Origin of the sequence: Anaerotignum propionicum, from assembly GCF_024461735.1 — a bacterium.
Classification (GTDB): Bacteria; Bacillota; Clostridia; order Lachnospirales; family Anaerotignaceae; genus Chakrabartyella.
Window position 1 is genome coordinate 282150 of record NZ_JANGAD010000002.1, and the last position, 14811, is coordinate 296960.

Here is a 14811-nt window from a genome sequence, read left to right on the forward strand (position 1 = left end):
GATTTGTCAAATAAGAATCTACTTAGATTAAAGTTCAATAGAAAAAGGAGAGATAAAGATGAGATTTGGAACAAAAAGAGGCAAACATGTTATTTTTATTTTGCTGAGCACTATGGTATCTTTGTTGTTTTCTGTATGTGCTTTTGGAGCAATTCCCAGTGCATACTGGAAGGTGCAACAGCCTTTTATTAATGCAAGGAATTCAGAAAATAATAGTGATATTATAAAATATGGGAAGGAAATAGTAGCTATTTTTAAGGACAAGCCTATGGATAAGGACAGGGCGGAGATTTTATACACGACGTATGAGGCCATGTATAAGGCCTTTGAAAATACTGCGGATTATGGAAATGCAATTGAAATATTAAAGGCACAAATTCCCTATGGGGAATATTTAGGGTTTGCGGATGGGGTTAAGCTTGCCAAGGAGAGAATCAACAAAATTAATCCTATGACACAAGTGTATGCTGTAACCCAAAACACAGCATCTATTCCGTTTTATGGGGCGAAAAATGAGCCAAAGACCGGTACATATTACGGCAGAGTTTATTCCAGTGGCGGTGTTGCACCCATGGAAAACGAAACAGCAGTTTCTTTCTACTTTGAATGTTTGCAAGATAACTTAGAAGATTTTGATTATATGATTCGACCTTATGCAGACGGGAATAGGCTGATACATATTGCCATGAATATGCCAGGGGAAAATGATACGTTAAAGCTTGTCATGCAGTCAGATGCTGATGCTTACTTAAAAGAAACCATGGAGTATTTAAAGTCTTTAGATGCACCGGTTTTGCTTAGAATTGGTGGAGAGATGAACGTATGGCAGAACCTTGCGGACCCTAGTCTATATAAACAGGCATACATTAAGATAGCTAATATTGCAAGGAAGACAGCGCCGAATGTTGCATTGGTGTTCTCCCCCAATGACGTGTCAAATTGGAACGTTGATATTTCTGACTACTATCCAGGGGACAGTTATGTTGACTGGGTGGGTGTGTCTCTGTATACAAATAAATATAGAAATCCTCAAAATCCTGTAGTAGGTAAAGATTTTGAGGAAATGTATTATGGAAATGGGGCATACGCAAATCCCCTTACAAAGCTTAAGAATATCGTTGCCAGATACGGGAGCAAGAAACCCATTATTATTACAGAATGTGGTGTGGGCTATGGAATTAATGGGAAAACTCTGGACTTAAATTCTTTTGCAAAAGAACGAATCCAAATGCTGTATTCCTATGCCAATATGCTATATCCTCAAGTGAAGGGTATTGTTTACTTTGATGTGGATTTAGGAAGTAGCAATAAATATTTATATTCATTAAGCAATAGCTCACAAATGATGAACCAATATCAAGCATTCGTTGAAAGTAACGAGGGTTTTATTAAACAAATGGGGGGTACATCAAAGGCTTATGTGAATGCAGGAAGCTATCAAGATAATCTTCCTGTGATTGAGCTGGCAACCTATTGTATTTTGCCTGGAAATATTCCTGTGACAGTCGAATACTCATTTGATGGCAAAAAGGTTACTTCTCAAGGACAAATACCTTATACCTGCAATATAGATGCAAGCACAGTGTCCACAGGAATCCATGAGTTAAAGGTCTTGATTAAGTCTAGCAATGGTTATAATAAGACAAAAGCTTATACGTTAACAAAGCAAGAAAATAATTTGATAAATATTAAAGAAAAATAGGAGTTTTAGTTATATTTGGTTTTTTATTTGCATATTATAGTATGTAATAATAAACAACAAAAACATGGAGACTAAGGCAGTCACAGAATTTGTTTTCTTAAATTAAAAGTTAAGCAGTTTTATTTTTTTTCCTGCGACAGAGCTGGAAATTTAAGTGTTTATTGCTACACATCCCCTTTATGTAATGTAAATCCTTTAAAACAACCCCATCTAATGCAAATTAGATGGGGTTGTTTTTTGAAATTAAATAATAAAGCTGGTAATTATATTTACCTATAGCCAGTATTAATTTGGATAAAACAAAACAAGAAATGTGGGAAGTGTTATAAACATAACCAACCTTTAAAACACTAATGGAAGAAATACATTAACTTTTTTAGATGCAAGCAAAGTAGTAATTTTTATACTAAGGATAAAACGGAAATTATTTATTAATTAACTAAGCTAATCACGCCGTACATATTAATAGGGGGAAACGTACTAACTTATTCATCCCAATATCCTTCTGATAAAGGTGTTACTTTACCGGATACAGCATTTACTGTAACATATTCATTATCTTTATCTAGTTTTATACCATAATAATACTCTCGTTTAGAACTTAACAATGATTTTTCACAATTAAGTACAGGTATCGTAGATTCACTGTACGAATATTTAATAAATTCAGCTTTTTTATCCAAGTTCATATACTGTTCTATAAGACGTTTTCCGTCATCGTATGTATAATTTGGGATAGTACAATAAATTAATAAAGGTAAAATGAATGATATCAGAGCAATTCCCAAAATTCTTATGTTTAAAAAAGTTCTCTGCTTTCTAAACAATAATATATAATACCAATAGGGTTGTATTAAGAATGGAATAAAAATAGACACAGAATAACTTCCTCTATACTCTTTGCTCACTTGAAATCCCCAGTATAATTCCAATAATGATATTATACTAATACAAATTATAAAAAATTTTTTTGTTTTTAGACTATCTAATAAATTCATATGATCCCTCGATTTAAGTAATAAAAGCTTGACCACTATAATGATACCATTATCATATGATAAGGTATCATTATAGTTTTTTAGTATCAAATACTACAATATATTGCTACAAATCCCCTTTATGTAATGTAATCCTTTAAAACATCTCCATCTAATGCAAATTAGATGGGGATGTTTTTTGAGGGCATTAGGTATAAAATTTAATGAAAAATTTGAGTTATGTAGTTATACAAAATGATAAAAATTCTTCGACTATTCTTCATAAGTAAAATAAAAGAATAGCGATGCTACTATCCAAGCAATAGCCCCTAAATAACACAATCCAGCATCTAAATATATATGAGGCATATTTAAGATATTTAAATATCCAACAAATCTACCAATAAGCCCTCCAAACAAAGGGCTGAATAGAATTAAAATAATTGTTAATGTTCTAATGTTTTTTCTTTTATTTTTCATACTAGGCTCCTTTAAAAATTCACTACTTAGAATTCAAATTGAAGATTAGGGTATAATTTATCTGTTATTTTCTTAACTCTAAAATTTAATATTTTTGGGGTATTAAAACGCAATAACGAAAACCATTATTTAAAATCTATTAGATTTTACAATTGCATATCTATTGTCTTGTAAATATACAATTTCAACGTCTGCTTTAAACTCTAATGTTTCCATATCAAAGAATCTTTGTATCCGTACATCTTTAATAGGGTATTTATTCTGAAAACCATCTTTATCTATGGCCATCTGCTTCAGCTCTTCGTCGGTATATTTAAAGGCTTGAATTTTTGACTTGTCAAAATCATTATTCCATTTACCCATGTAATTAATTATTTTAGCATAGCCACTAAATACATAGATGCGGTATCCGTAGAATGTGGGATAACCGTCCACATAGAAGCGTACATCTAAAATATTTATTGGAGAAACAAACTGGTTTATGTATTCCTGTGATTCTTCATTATCGGAATAAATTGAAACATTATTTATTGGAGAAGACTCCTTAACCACAAAATCTTTCATATTAAACTTTTTATCAATATTCTCTTTGATGTATTTCTCAATTGAATCATAATTTTTTGAACCGGTAATATAAGTCACATCATTTGTTTCAATCGTTTTATGTTCAATTCTCTCGTCAAGATATAAATTTACTAAATCATCAATATTTTCCGGTACCTTTAATTCTGTATCATCAGGCAATTTTTTTTCTTTGCTTATCACAACTGTTTTCGTATTTTTATCCCATTTACACGAAAAGTTTAGTGCTTGTGCAATATCACTTATTGGAAAATATAAATATCCATCAATATTATACCCGTTTAAAGTATTATCTTTGCCATCTACTGAAATTGTTTGTGTGGCTGGTATGATCTGTCTACCTTCGATATGTTTATTTAAATTGGGAGATAATTGGCTATATGGCTCTGATAATAAAACCTCAATTTTTTTATTATTACTGTTCCAGTTAACTCCTAAATTTAGAAGAAAGCCAATATCTTTTAGCATAAAATAATTTTTATCTTTAATTGAAAAGATTGAAATGTTTGAAATCTCTCTTTGTCCGCCATCTTCTTCTAAAATTATAGTGTTTTTTGATGGTTTAGCAACCAATGTATCGTTCATAGCAAAGGCAGAAGTATAAAATAAACTGCTAGCTAAAATTATGCTGACGAATTTTGAAATATTTTTTTTCATTATAAATAACACCTCTAGTATGTTAGTTTAAAGGGAAGATCTCGTGAAAATTTTCCCTTTGCCAACTATATTTTTAGTTGATTTTTTATCCATACAGAACTTAAGCAAAACTGGCTATGGGTTATGATTTCTTAAATTTTAGTACAATGAAGTAATTAAAGTATTTAAAGGGTCATTTCTCAAGAAGTTCTTTTTTTACAAAAAAATAATTTACTTCTGCGTTAGAGTCATTCTTGCTTTTCATGAGGATATCCCCAGATGGATTTGTGAAATAATGATTTAAAATATTCAATTTATCTTGATAAAAGTTAAATTGAATTGGTACAAATTTTTGTTTCGCATAGTCGAACTTGTAAATAGTATTTTCTTGAGTATTTGTAGTTGCAAAGTATAAATAATCATCTGTATTTACTAAAGAATCTAATACTGTATAACGACTACTTATGTCAGAACCCAATTCATCCGGAATCATCAAAGGGACCAAATCTTTATTGGTCTGAATTTGTTCTACTAATATTTGTCCATTTAGAGTATGGAAAATTAAATTATTTCCAAGTGCATACATATCCATAACTGGATCATCACCAATTTTTGATAGTTTACTTGAGATTTGGGGTAGTTCAGCAAACTTCTCTGAGGATATATTGTAAGTTAATATGTGAGTGCTCTCGTTGTAATTATCATATTTCAATGTGTATAGATACATTGCGCCGTCATTTACAGTAATGCAGGAAATTACATCTCCCGTCCCATTCTGATACTTACCAGACAAAACTTCTTTTTGAGAAGCATTTTGCAGGTTAAACGCAGTGACTTTGTAATTGGTACCACCTTCACTTGATGCATTTTCGTCTGCGGAAATGATTTCAAATACAAATAAGGTGTTATTCTCTATATACGTATTGCAAATAAATGTATTGCCAGTCCATTCATAGAATGCAGAGGTATCTCCTGTAGACAAATTCACCACAAAAATTTTATTTATATCATTCTTAAATAAGCAAGGGATATACAGTTTGCCATCATAACTAGATATTCGCCCAGAAATAAATTTATAGTCTGTGAGGTCAAATAACTTTACAGCTGTATCTTGTTCAATAGTGTACTTATAAAATCGTATATTTAAAAATTCATTGCTCTTATCCCACTCTTCTATGGAATAGATAATTTGTTTATCATCAAAGAAAAGTATATCTGCTTCATTTGGCAAATTTATTTTTTCTGTATCGGATTGATTGATACTATATCCATTGGAGCAAAAGCATCAATTTTTTTCGCATTAATTTCCGCTGATGTTGCTGTACAGCCAGTAAAACATAAAAAGCATAGCATCAATACAAATAACTTTTTCATAGTAATATAATCTCCTTGTCAAATGATTCAAATTATGACAGCTTATTAACCCCAGTTAAAATGCTATTTCGTTAAATGATCATTTGTTGCTTTATTAAAATTAACGATGTTTACTTGAATAGCTCTGGCACTAAAATCATCCGTCTAAGAAGTTCATTCTGCTCAAAAGACCTAATACAAAAGTATAAAATCAGTGCAAGCAAAATGTAAATTATGATTAAATGATATTTTATATATTTAGGATTCATAAGTATACCTCCCTTCAAATGTGTGTCAAACATTATTATAAGGCAGTTCAAACTGCATACAGTACTGCATTATAATGATTTGTTTTCATAAATTATCATACTTTTGGCATTATCTTTCTTTAATCCAAAAATGTATGAATGCAAGACGAGCGTATAAAAAGGCAATATAATAAAAAATAATAAGGAAATAAAACTTTGGAAAACCCAAAAAACATACATCATAATATACTTCGAAGTGACGGATTTCGAGAGCAAAAAAGTTGTGATGCCTATATCAATAAAGTAAACTCCTACTTTGACTTGTTGTCTAATAAAGTAAATAATAAAAATATAAATGAGATATGGAAAACAATATTTCTTTAACATAGATAGAAGTATATTTATTTTTAAAGCATTTTTACAGAATAATATAATAACAGGTAAAAAAACCATTACACAATTTAAAATATCAAGGTAAAAAGTCATCTCACTTTTATTTTCAATTTTCAAATAAATGGCTGAGTTTATACTTTGTAGCAATAGAAAATATACTACAATGGATATTAATATAAATATTTTGGTTTTTATTTTGGCTATAATTTGATTTATAATTAGCACCTCTCTTTGCAAAAAGCTTTTGAAAATTCATTAAAAACTTCAATGTCAACTTTTATGTTAGGTTGTATTACTAAAATTATTTGTTCATTTTCTATATATTTAAAATGATTAGCGTCATATATAGCTATTTTGAACACAAAAGGTACTCCTTACTATGGATACTATAAAATATACCATATTAAGGAAATAATTTCATTAATATTTAGTTGTTAATTATCCTAAATTAAAAAGTATTGGGATTAAAATGAATTTTACATATGGCTTTTAAATCAAAAGAACAAGGGTTATAGGCGTTTTGCCCCTAGCCCTTGTTCTTTAAAATCTACTAGGTTTCACAATTTAGTCAATTCCTTGGCTTCTTTTATAAAGCTCACAAACATATTTGTATAACCTTCTAGAACTAGTTCTGTGCACTCCTTATTGATCTTATAGAGTTTTAAAGACATATTGCATACTTCCAATATAAAGCTTCCGTCTGGAACCAGGTTTTCCTTACGTACATTAAGAAATTCTCCTAAAAAGGCATATCCATTTGTTTTGCTGTCGTCAACTCCTGTGATTCTTTTTGAGTAATGCTTATATTTATTGAAATGATAATTGCTATAACCACAACAATCATGAGTATAAACATATTTTGGTGTTACCCTTGAATCTTTTTCTTTTATAAGCTGATTTTGAAGTGTTTGAAGTTCCTCTAAAGTAAAACTTTTTATTTGTTCGATATAGTCCTCTATTGTATTCATTTTTATCATCCTCCGATTATGTATTTTTTATTTTTGATTATAATATGCTTTGTTTTTTTCGGTTACAAAAGTTAGCTGTTCTACCAGATCAGAAGGATTAGATTTCTAGTTGAATATAGAAAGAATTATGTTGAAAGAACTTCTTAAAATCCCCATGAAAATGGTAATTATATTTACCTATAGTTAGTTTTGTTTTGTGTAATTTGATTTAATAAACAAGGGCAGGTTATAAATATAACCGACCTTTAAAACACTAATGTGAGAATTGTATTAGAATTTCTTGGAGTTCGTAGAATAACTATTTTTATACCAAAGTCACTATATTTGGAGAACAATAAATTTGTTGATAAAATTCAGGCCGAAAAGTACACATAAAGTACACACTTATTGTTAGGTAAATAAAATTACCTTGGCTATTGTACGGTAGCTTTTAAAATCAAATCTAATTTAATTAAAACTGCATGTATAAATTTAAATTTTTTACAAATAACGAAATTATATTCCATTTATGGTACACTTTGTAATATGGGGGTATTCTACTCCATATCAATATTTTAAAAAGTTAATAAAAAGGCACAACCAGAGAATACAAAAATCAGAGCATTTATTAGAGAAAAAGTAAAAAGAGCAGTTGATGCCAATAATTCCCTTGCTTGGGTTAAGACATTCCTGTGCGACTTTGTTAAATTACTTAAGTGTAGATATAATTACAATTTCAAAGGTTTTGGGACACGACCAATCAAGTACCGCAATGGATTGATTTATATGCTCATGCTTTCGGTGAACTGAATCGGGTGACAAGTGATAAGATGAGCGAATGGCTAAGAGCAAATGCCTAAGGATAAAGAAAAGCATTGTATTTGGAAATTAATTCCTAAATAGTGCCTTTTGTGGTATAATGAAAACTGGTTTCGTGGAGGGTGATACTCTCCAACTAAAGAGGATATTATTTAATAATACCATGATTCCCCCAGTGCCCTTCCTTTAGATGGATTGAACGGAAATTGATAATTATATTGTTTTGAAAATAGATATATTATTTTGGAGGGATAAAGATGAAAATCGGGAGAAATGATTTATGCCCTTGCGGAAGTGGGAAGAAATATAAAATGTGTTGCTTAGGAAAAGAAGATGATGAATATTATACAAATCCAACAAATCTAGCTGAAACATATAAGAAGCTAAGGAAAAAGTCAAAGATAAAACAATGTTTACACCCTAATAAAAAAGAATGTTCTGAAAAAATAATAGGTGCCCATTCTATTCAAAATAATAAGATTATCAAAAGAATATCTTCTGATGGGTTAGTATATATGCCTTGTCCTAAGGCCGATAATGCCTTTTTACCAATTACGGAATATGGAAGAAAAGAGGCAACGGTATTTACAGGCTTTTGTGGATATCATGATAAAGTTATTTTTCAACCGATAGAAGATAGTGTGTTTGACAAAAGTATAAAGCATATTTTTCTCTATACATATAGGTGTTTTGCCATTGAATACCATAAAAAACAGGAAGCAGTTAATATGGGTAAAAATTTATATAAATTAAAACCATCATTAATTGAGATGCATGGAAATAACAATCCTTTTAAAGGTATGGAAATAGCTATCAATGATTTTCAATTTGAAAAGGAAAAATTTGATGAAGCTTTATTATCAGAAAATTATGATATTTTAACTAGCATTGTTTGGGAGTTTGACCAAGTAATAAAATTTGCAGGAACAGGCTTTGAAGCAATGACATTTGATTTAGAGGGAAATAAGATTCAAGATTTAACAAAATTAGATGCTTCAGTAAAACATATTTTTGTTATGATATTTCCAGAAGAAGAAAAGACTTTTTGCATTATTTCGTGGATTAAAGAATATGATGATTTTTTTTCATCGTATAAAGCACAATTAGAGAAGCTTACATTGGTGGAACAGAAGATATATATTAATAATTTGCTTCCTATGATTAGTGAAAATATTGTTATAAATCCTGAAGCTTGGGACAATTGGGATAAAAATAAACGTGATGAGTTTTGTGCGATTGAAATGGGAATGGCAACCTTTGGGGAGTCGATAGGAATCTCTTTTGATAGGTTAAAGGCACCCATTTATAATTTATTTGAACTATAGTAATTATATTAGTTAACTTATCATATCTAATTGAACAGATGTAGATTTCTGCAAAATATAGTGGTTACAATTTTCACCACTCTTTGTTGACGTCTTATACGTGGGAAAGTATACTTAGTATAATTAGGTGGTTTTTTTTATATTTATGTATGATGCAACATAACAAAGGAGAATCAACATGAGTGCATATGTAGAACACAAATTTAAAAGGGGATTTATTCTTAATGAGGAAAATCTCCGTAAGATACATGAGATAATAATAAAAAGATTTAATGAAATAGATGATTCATTAAAACCTCAATATGAAATTCTGAGAAGTGATTCTTATGCCTATATAACAAATGATTTTAAAGATATAATTAATGAAGATAACAGTGCTTATAATAGAATACTTAAAATTACTATATTTGAAAAAATAGATGAGGTTTTTTATTTTGAACTAAGTTTTAGTCAAGATGATGGTACTTACATATTTATAAAAGGTGAAGATAGAGATTTAGTTTATTTATTATTATCAGATTTACGTACATATTTGAACAACGATGTTAATAAGAGGATTATTGTTGATAATAGAAGTGTTAAAAATATAATTTATTATACTCAAATGCTTATGTCGGCTGTTGCTTTTTTATTATTGTTTTTTAACATTAGCTCCAAAGCGTCTTGTGCTATTAGTTTTGAATCAGCCATAAAAACGCAGAACCTGCAAGAGAAATTGAATTATTTAGTGTATCAGTCTTATGCTAAGGATTATTCTAACGTAAATACATATTTAACAACATTCGTAATGATATTTTTAATTTTTATATTTGCATCTCTATTTTTAAATAAATTAATTCAAAGAGTAGTTATATATTTTTATCCATTTAATGTATTTTTATTTGGGAAAAAAAATATTGAGTATGAAAAAACAACAGAAATCAAAAGCAAGATTTTATGGACAATAATAGTCGGCTTAATAATTAGTCTAGTTGCTGGCTTTATTGTGTTTTTTTTAACTAATAAGCAATAATTAATGAAGGTACTTTTTTAATAGGAAACTGTAAAGAGTAACTATTTAGTTACTAAAATTACCGCAAGCTATTACAAACCACAAAAAGATACGCAACACCCACCCCAAAAAAAGCAATAAAATCAGCACTTTCGAGCATTTACGCAAGTTAGAAAAGGCAACAAATATAATTGATAATTATTATCTTGTTGGTTAGAAAAGTTTATAAAATGCTGATATGGCTCAGTAGGTAGAGCGTCGCCTTGGTAAGGCGGAGGTCACGGGTTGGACCTGTAACTGGTTTGGTTCTATTAACTACTATGAAAGTTAGAGTTTATGATCTGCAAGATGGCATTTATGCTGTGTTTTTTGCTATTGTTTGAACTAGATTAAGGGAAGGGTTTTATGACGTTTTTATGGTCTCCATTTAGGGGCAAAAATTACCCCCAAGTTCTTGAATTTATCGGACTTGGAGGTAATTTTTTACATTTATTTAAAATAACTAAAGCCAGGACTTAAAGACCCTAATCCTAAAGAAAAAGATATGTAGGTTTAAATATTTCTTCAGTGGGCTTACTGTGATCCTTATTTTCTTTATAATCTTTACAATCTTTTATATAGCAATCATAAGTTTCAGGTATGGAATATAAGATTTCTGAAATTGAGTGGTTGCTATTTTTCATTTTATAGTGAAGAATCACCCCCATTAGATTGCTGATATATTGCATGAGCCGTGCATTCTTCAACAGAATATGTGTTTTCGTTGTACTGCCTGAGTGAACTAAAACATTTCTTGTCCTATAGATGCGCACAATATCATATTCAATTTTTTTATGGAGTTCTTCAATTTCTTGTTGCAAAGAAGTTTTATTTTCAATAATCATTCCAATTTCTTGATATTTTCTGCTTAGAATATACTTATTTGTTCCAAAATGTTCACATAATTTTTCTCCGGAAGTTTTGATATTGTTCAGTAATTTTGTAATATCATATTTATCTGGATAGTTTTCATCCTTGCTATTTTTTATAAATTCTTCTACCGGCTTCCCGTAGAATCTACTCATACTTAGTGTATTCCAAAATACATTTAGTTTATCTTTTAGGTAATAAAGGCACATTAATTTTGGTACAATATACCTTGCTTTAGAGATAATAGAGTCTCCACTGTAATAACTCAATATGTATTCCAGAGCATTCCAAAGGTTAATGAGGGTATTGGCATCATTTTCGTAATTTCCATTTTTGAGTATATTTAGGCTTCGCTCGATGGAAAAATCTCTCCAGTTTCTAATTTGTTTTGATAAACTTCATTTCGGTATTTTAGGAAATCATCTAAATCATTTTTTTCTCTGGTATCAATATTGGGCAGTATTATTTTTAAGTCGTTTGATTCAATGTTGTATTTATTTAACGTACCATTGCAAACGGATGCAATCTTTTGGTTTAACTTGAAATCTTTTTCTTCCATCAAATTTACGATTAAACAATAAGATTCAAAAGCTTTTACTATCAGGTTTGTTGCGCTATATTCATCCATGGCTTTTAATTTGGCATGAAAAGCCCTACCTAAATCATTAAAAAGAAGGTGTGAGGACACCTCTGGATCTAAGTCATCTTTTTTGATGTGCTGTAAATCTATTTTATAGCTTATATGTTTTAAATCCAGGGTTTCATAATCATTTTTAACCGTAAAAAAAATATCATATTCTTTTTCAGGTTTTTTAAGGTTTTGAATTCCCCAATCAGATTGCTAGTATTGTCACCATGTATACTCTTTACATCTCTAAACCAATCCTGAAGATAGCGAATAGAATACCCATCATACAGTAACTCATTTATGAGACATTCTGTGCACCTATCTATTTCTTTATAATTTGTAGTTGTGCTAACAATTGAAATAATAATCTCATAGATATTAAGCTTGTCTAAGGATTTTAACAAAGACGAGCATATTTTGAGAATAGCAAAATATTCAGAAGACATATGTTTGTCGTTATCTTCACACTTATTTTTTTCCTTTGTATGTGAATTCATAGTTTGAATTTTTTTAATGAGCATATCAAAGTTAGTTTTGAGTACTGATTTGTATAGGACTGTGTCCTTAAGAAAGAAGCCCATGACATCCAATTGAGCTTTAAGAGAATTCTTTAACTTTTGATTTTCAGGAGAAGTTGCAATATCATTATATAATTCAATATAGTCATTTAAAAGTTCACGAATACTGGGGGAATATTTTTTGCTGAAAATTTTATTGTAATTCCGGATATAACCTTTAAAGAAGTCTATAAAATACTCATGTGCGCTTAGTTGTTTATCCATGTGCGTTTATCCCTTCGGTTTTTAGTTGACAATTTTACATAATTGGGTTATTATATTCATACAATAAATATTGAAATCAAGAGTGCTATTCCTTGGAATGGGTTATCTAAGATAATTCCACCAGAGATGATGCACTCTTTTATTATTTAATAAATATTGTAATGACTTCATTATAATAAATTGGCTGAGCGGATAATAGTAATGCTACACTTATTGAGGTTCACTGCGAGCAGAGTACTCGTCTCTAATTATTTTAACTGCTTCATGAACGGTCATTTGATTGCTTAGCATAAGGTTTAGGCAGTTTTCTGCTTTTTCACTTATTTTCAAGTTCTCTATTTCTAGAGATCCTTTGACGCTTTCTAAAATGCTGTTTGACATATAATCACTCCTATGACTATATTATACACAATTTTTACATATATGTAAGTTTATAATAAGCTGTTGTCTCAGAAAATACGCAGGCTAGAAATCCAATATTCTTCAATAAGTGGCGAACTTGACATAACAATTCATCAAGTTTAATAGATATATATAACATTTTGTTTCCAAAGTTTAACAAATATGGTATAATAAAACTTAGGTTAGATTAAATATTAGTAAGATCTATATTCTAAGACGTCGAAACTCTAAGATAATAATAGTTTTTTGGTTTTAAATAATTGTTAATAATTAGAAAGCGAGTTGTTGAAGATGAGAAAAAAATTAATTATTAGTATTTTAATACTGCTTATGATTATTCTCGTAGCTTTTATATTTCTAAGGTTTAATAAAGGCGAAAAGTTAGATGAGTCGGAATATATGATAGAAATACTTTTAAGAAACAAAACAAATCAAGCAATAGAAAGCGTGGATTTTGGTATTACTCTTGATGGAAAAGATGATATATTAGAATCAGTTAAATATCAGAAAGACACAGATTTTCGATTTTTAGTTGGTTATAATAAAAATACAACTTTTTTCTTTAATATTTATTCTGATGAGTATGCAGATGTTGAGACATACTATTTTAACTTATTAGATAAAACAAATACCCAAAAACCTCAACAAGTATTATTTTATATAGAAGAGATTGATAATAAACTTGAAATAAAAGAGGCTCCATAATTTAAATACACCTCAAATGTTAAAACTAATATTTAGGAGGTGTATTTTTTTGGAGAGCTTTATAATAAAGACAGATTATAAGTTCAAACTAAAAGAACTGAATTCGGTACAATACCGGATTCAGTTCCAATGAGTTGCTTAATTAAACTGCCCAACATTTGGAGTTCAGTTATAATTGGTTTTTTTATTTCAAGTTTCTATGAACTTATATAATCCGTCTGCTTCCCCGTCATCGGTTAATTTAACAGAGTATCCAGAAACACCAGTTTTAGTAGAAATTATGCCGTCCCAATTTGAGTGTAACTCTAAATCTCCTACTACTCGGTTATAGTAAGGATAAAAACCAATATATCCTGTTTGTCCTGGAAGTAGATTAACTCTATAAGTTGTGCTACTGGTAGCAGAGGACTCCCAGCCGATAGAAGCACCTGCTTGAATAGCAGACTTTTCAGCATTGGTAGTTACACTAGCGGAGAAAAAATGACTAGATGTATAACTTACTTCTTCATCAATTCCGCCACCACCTGCTGGTGCTTCTAAATCAGCAGAAACCTTTTTGAGTGAACCCTTATAATGATAGGGTCCGCCTGTCTGATCAAATTCATACCACTCTCTATAACCACGAGTAACAATTTTGGAATCGTTTTGTACAATATCAGAGGGTGTAGATTCTGTTAATTCTTCTGCTTCATTAATACTTGGGATAGAATTTACCTCTTCTTCAGTAAGATAATTTACTGAACCGTCACTATTAATAGTAAATGCTATTACGTTAGTATTAAGTTTGTCATCATAATAAGAGTGACCGTCTTCAAGATTAACAGTTATGTCTTTTTCATTAGTGACTTCACTTGCAAAAACTGTAGCCGATGCAGAAAATATCATTGCGCAGCTTAGAATTAAAGATAAAAATTTTTTCATAATTTGTGCTC

Annotated in this window: 15 protein-coding genes and 1 tRNA gene; 5 read left to right on the forward strand and 11 right to left on the reverse strand. The window is 29.8% G+C overall.

The features are described 5' to 3' along the window. The first annotated feature begins 58 nt into the window (after window positions 1-58). Complete coding sequence (locus NE558_RS03920) at window positions 59-1702, forward strand: glycosyl hydrolase (protein WP_256148604.1); 1644 nt, start codon at window positions 59-61, stop codon at window positions 1700-1702. Between the two features lie 485 nt (window positions 1703-2187). Here NE558_RS03920 and NE558_RS03925 read toward each other — a convergent pair whose 3' ends face one another. From NE558_RS03925 to NE558_RS03950, 6 genes are all read right to left on the reverse strand, one after another. Next, entirely contained in the window at window positions 2188-2700 is a 513-nt protein-coding gene (locus NE558_RS03925; protein WP_256148605.1) for a hypothetical protein, read from the reverse strand. Between the two features lie 252 nt (window positions 2701-2952). Further along, window positions 2953-3159: a hypothetical protein gene (locus NE558_RS03930; protein WP_256148606.1), complete on the reverse strand. Its 207-nt coding sequence runs from the start codon at window positions 3157-3159 to the stop codon at window positions 2953-2955. A 129-nt stretch (window positions 3160-3288) separates the two neighbouring features. Next, the gene (locus tag NE558_RS03935; protein WP_256148607.1) at window positions 3289-4398 is read right to left on the reverse strand and encodes a stalk domain-containing protein; all 1110 of its coding nucleotides are present in this window, start codon (window positions 4396-4398) and stop codon (window positions 3289-3291) included. 172 nt (window positions 4399-4570) lie between these two features. Next, window positions 4571-5608, reverse strand: coding sequence for a hypothetical protein (locus NE558_RS03940; RefSeq protein WP_256148608.1), 1038 nt, complete (start codon window positions 5606-5608; stop codon window positions 4571-4573). 2 nt (window positions 5609-5610) lie between these two features. After that, window positions 5611-5751 (reverse strand): hypothetical protein, encoded by a 141-nt coding sequence (locus NE558_RS03945; protein ID WP_256148609.1) that lies wholly within the window; start codon window positions 5749-5751, stop codon window positions 5611-5613. Window positions 5752-6928: 1177 nt separating this feature from the next. Beyond that, window positions 6929-7339 carry a hypothetical protein gene (locus NE558_RS03950; protein WP_256148610.1) on the reverse strand — a complete coding sequence of 137 codons (411 nt, stop codon included), beginning with the start codon at window positions 7337-7339 and terminating at the stop codon, window positions 6929-6931. Window positions 7340-8394: 1055 nt separating this feature from the next. On the opposite strand from NE558_RS03950, the gene NE558_RS03955 reads away from it, so the two are divergent. From NE558_RS03955 to NE558_RS03965, 3 genes are all read left to right on the forward strand, one after another. Further along, window positions 8395-9462, forward strand: coding sequence for a YecA family protein (locus NE558_RS03955; RefSeq protein ID WP_256148611.1), 1068 nt, complete (start codon window positions 8395-8397; stop codon window positions 9460-9462). 178 nt (window positions 9463-9640) lie between these two features. Continuing rightward, window positions 9641-10474: a hypothetical protein gene (locus NE558_RS03960; RefSeq protein ID WP_256148612.1), complete on the forward strand. Its 834-nt coding sequence runs from the start codon at window positions 9641-9643 to the stop codon at window positions 10472-10474. Window positions 10475-10693: 219 nt separating this feature from the next. Next, a tRNA-Thr gene (locus tag NE558_RS03965) sits at window positions 10694-10749 on the forward strand. Window positions 10750-10983: 234 nt separating this feature from the next. On the opposite strand, the gene NE558_RS03970 is transcribed toward NE558_RS03965, so the two are convergent. The 4 genes from NE558_RS03970 to NE558_RS03985 form a co-directional block, all read right to left on the reverse strand. Next, window positions 10984-11631, reverse strand: coding sequence for a hypothetical protein (locus NE558_RS03970; RefSeq protein WP_256148613.1), 648 nt, complete (start codon window positions 11629-11631; stop codon window positions 10984-10986). 74 nt (window positions 11632-11705) lie between these two features. Then, a complete protein-coding gene (locus tag NE558_RS03975; protein ID WP_256148614.1) occupies window positions 11706-11990 on the reverse strand; it encodes a hypothetical protein in 285 nt (94 codons plus the stop codon). A gap of 119 nt (window positions 11991-12109) precedes the next feature. Next, window positions 12110-12772 (reverse strand): hypothetical protein, encoded by a 663-nt coding sequence (locus tag NE558_RS03980; protein ID WP_256148615.1) that lies wholly within the window; start codon window positions 12770-12772, stop codon window positions 12110-12112. A gap of 210 nt (window positions 12773-12982) precedes the next feature. Next, window positions 12983-13153: a hypothetical protein gene (locus tag NE558_RS03985; RefSeq protein WP_256148616.1), complete on the reverse strand. Its 171-nt coding sequence runs from the start codon at window positions 13151-13153 to the stop codon at window positions 12983-12985. Between the two features lie 312 nt (window positions 13154-13465). Here NE558_RS03985 and NE558_RS03990 point away from each other — a divergent pair, with 312 nt between their 5' ends. Next, complete coding sequence (locus NE558_RS03990; protein ID WP_256148618.1) at window positions 13466-13879, forward strand: hypothetical protein; 414 nt, start codon at window positions 13466-13468, stop codon at window positions 13877-13879. A 189-nt stretch (window positions 13880-14068) separates the two neighbouring features. Here NE558_RS03990 and NE558_RS03995 read toward each other — a convergent pair whose 3' ends face one another. Next, entirely contained in the window at window positions 14069-14800 is a 732-nt protein-coding gene (locus tag NE558_RS03995; protein WP_256148619.1) for a hypothetical protein, read from the reverse strand. Window positions 14801-14811: the final 11 nt, after the last annotated feature.

Excerpts from the sequence above, each read along its gene's own strand:
- NE558_RS03920 (WP_256148604.1), top strand. The coding sequence starts at position 59 with ATGAGATTTGGAACAAAAAGAGGCAAACATGTTATTTTTATTTTGCTG.
- NE558_RS03925 (WP_256148605.1), bottom strand. The coding sequence starts at position 2,700 with ATGAATTTATTAGATAGTCTAAAAACAAAAAAATTTTTTATAATTTGT.
- NE558_RS03930 (WP_256148606.1), bottom strand. The coding sequence starts at position 3,159 with ATGAAAAATAAAAGAAAAAACATTAGAACATTAACAATTATTTTAATT.
- NE558_RS03935 (WP_256148607.1), bottom strand. The coding sequence starts at position 4,398 with ATGAAAAAAAATATTTCAAAATTCGTCAGCATAATTTTAGCTAGCAGT.
- NE558_RS03945 (WP_256148609.1), bottom strand. The coding sequence starts at position 5,751 with ATGAAAAAGTTATTTGTATTGATGCTATGCTTTTTATGTTTTACTGGC.
- NE558_RS03950 (WP_256148610.1), bottom strand. The coding sequence starts at position 7,339 with ATGAATACAATAGAGGACTATATCGAACAAATAAAAAGTTTTACTTTA.
- NE558_RS03955 (WP_256148611.1), top strand. The coding sequence starts at position 8,395 with ATGAAAATCGGGAGAAATGATTTATGCCCTTGCGGAAGTGGGAAGAAA.
- NE558_RS03960 (WP_256148612.1), top strand. The coding sequence starts at position 9,641 with ATGAGTGCATATGTAGAACACAAATTTAAAAGGGGATTTATTCTTAAT.
- NE558_RS03975 (WP_256148614.1), bottom strand. The coding sequence starts at position 11,990 with ATGGATGAATATAGCGCAACAAACCTGATAGTAAAAGCTTTTGAATCT.
- NE558_RS03980 (WP_256148615.1), bottom strand. The coding sequence starts at position 12,772 with ATGGATAAACAACTAAGCGCACATGAGTATTTTATAGACTTCTTTAAA.
- NE558_RS03985 (WP_256148616.1), bottom strand. The coding sequence starts at position 13,153 with ATGTCAAACAGCATTTTAGAAAGCGTCAAAGGATCTCTAGAAATAGAG.
- NE558_RS03990 (WP_256148618.1), top strand. The coding sequence starts at position 13,466 with ATGAGAAAAAAATTAATTATTAGTATTTTAATACTGCTTATGATTATT.
- NE558_RS03995 (WP_256148619.1), bottom strand. The coding sequence starts at position 14,800 with ATGAAAAAATTTTTATCTTTAATTCTAAGCTGCGCAATGATATTTTCT.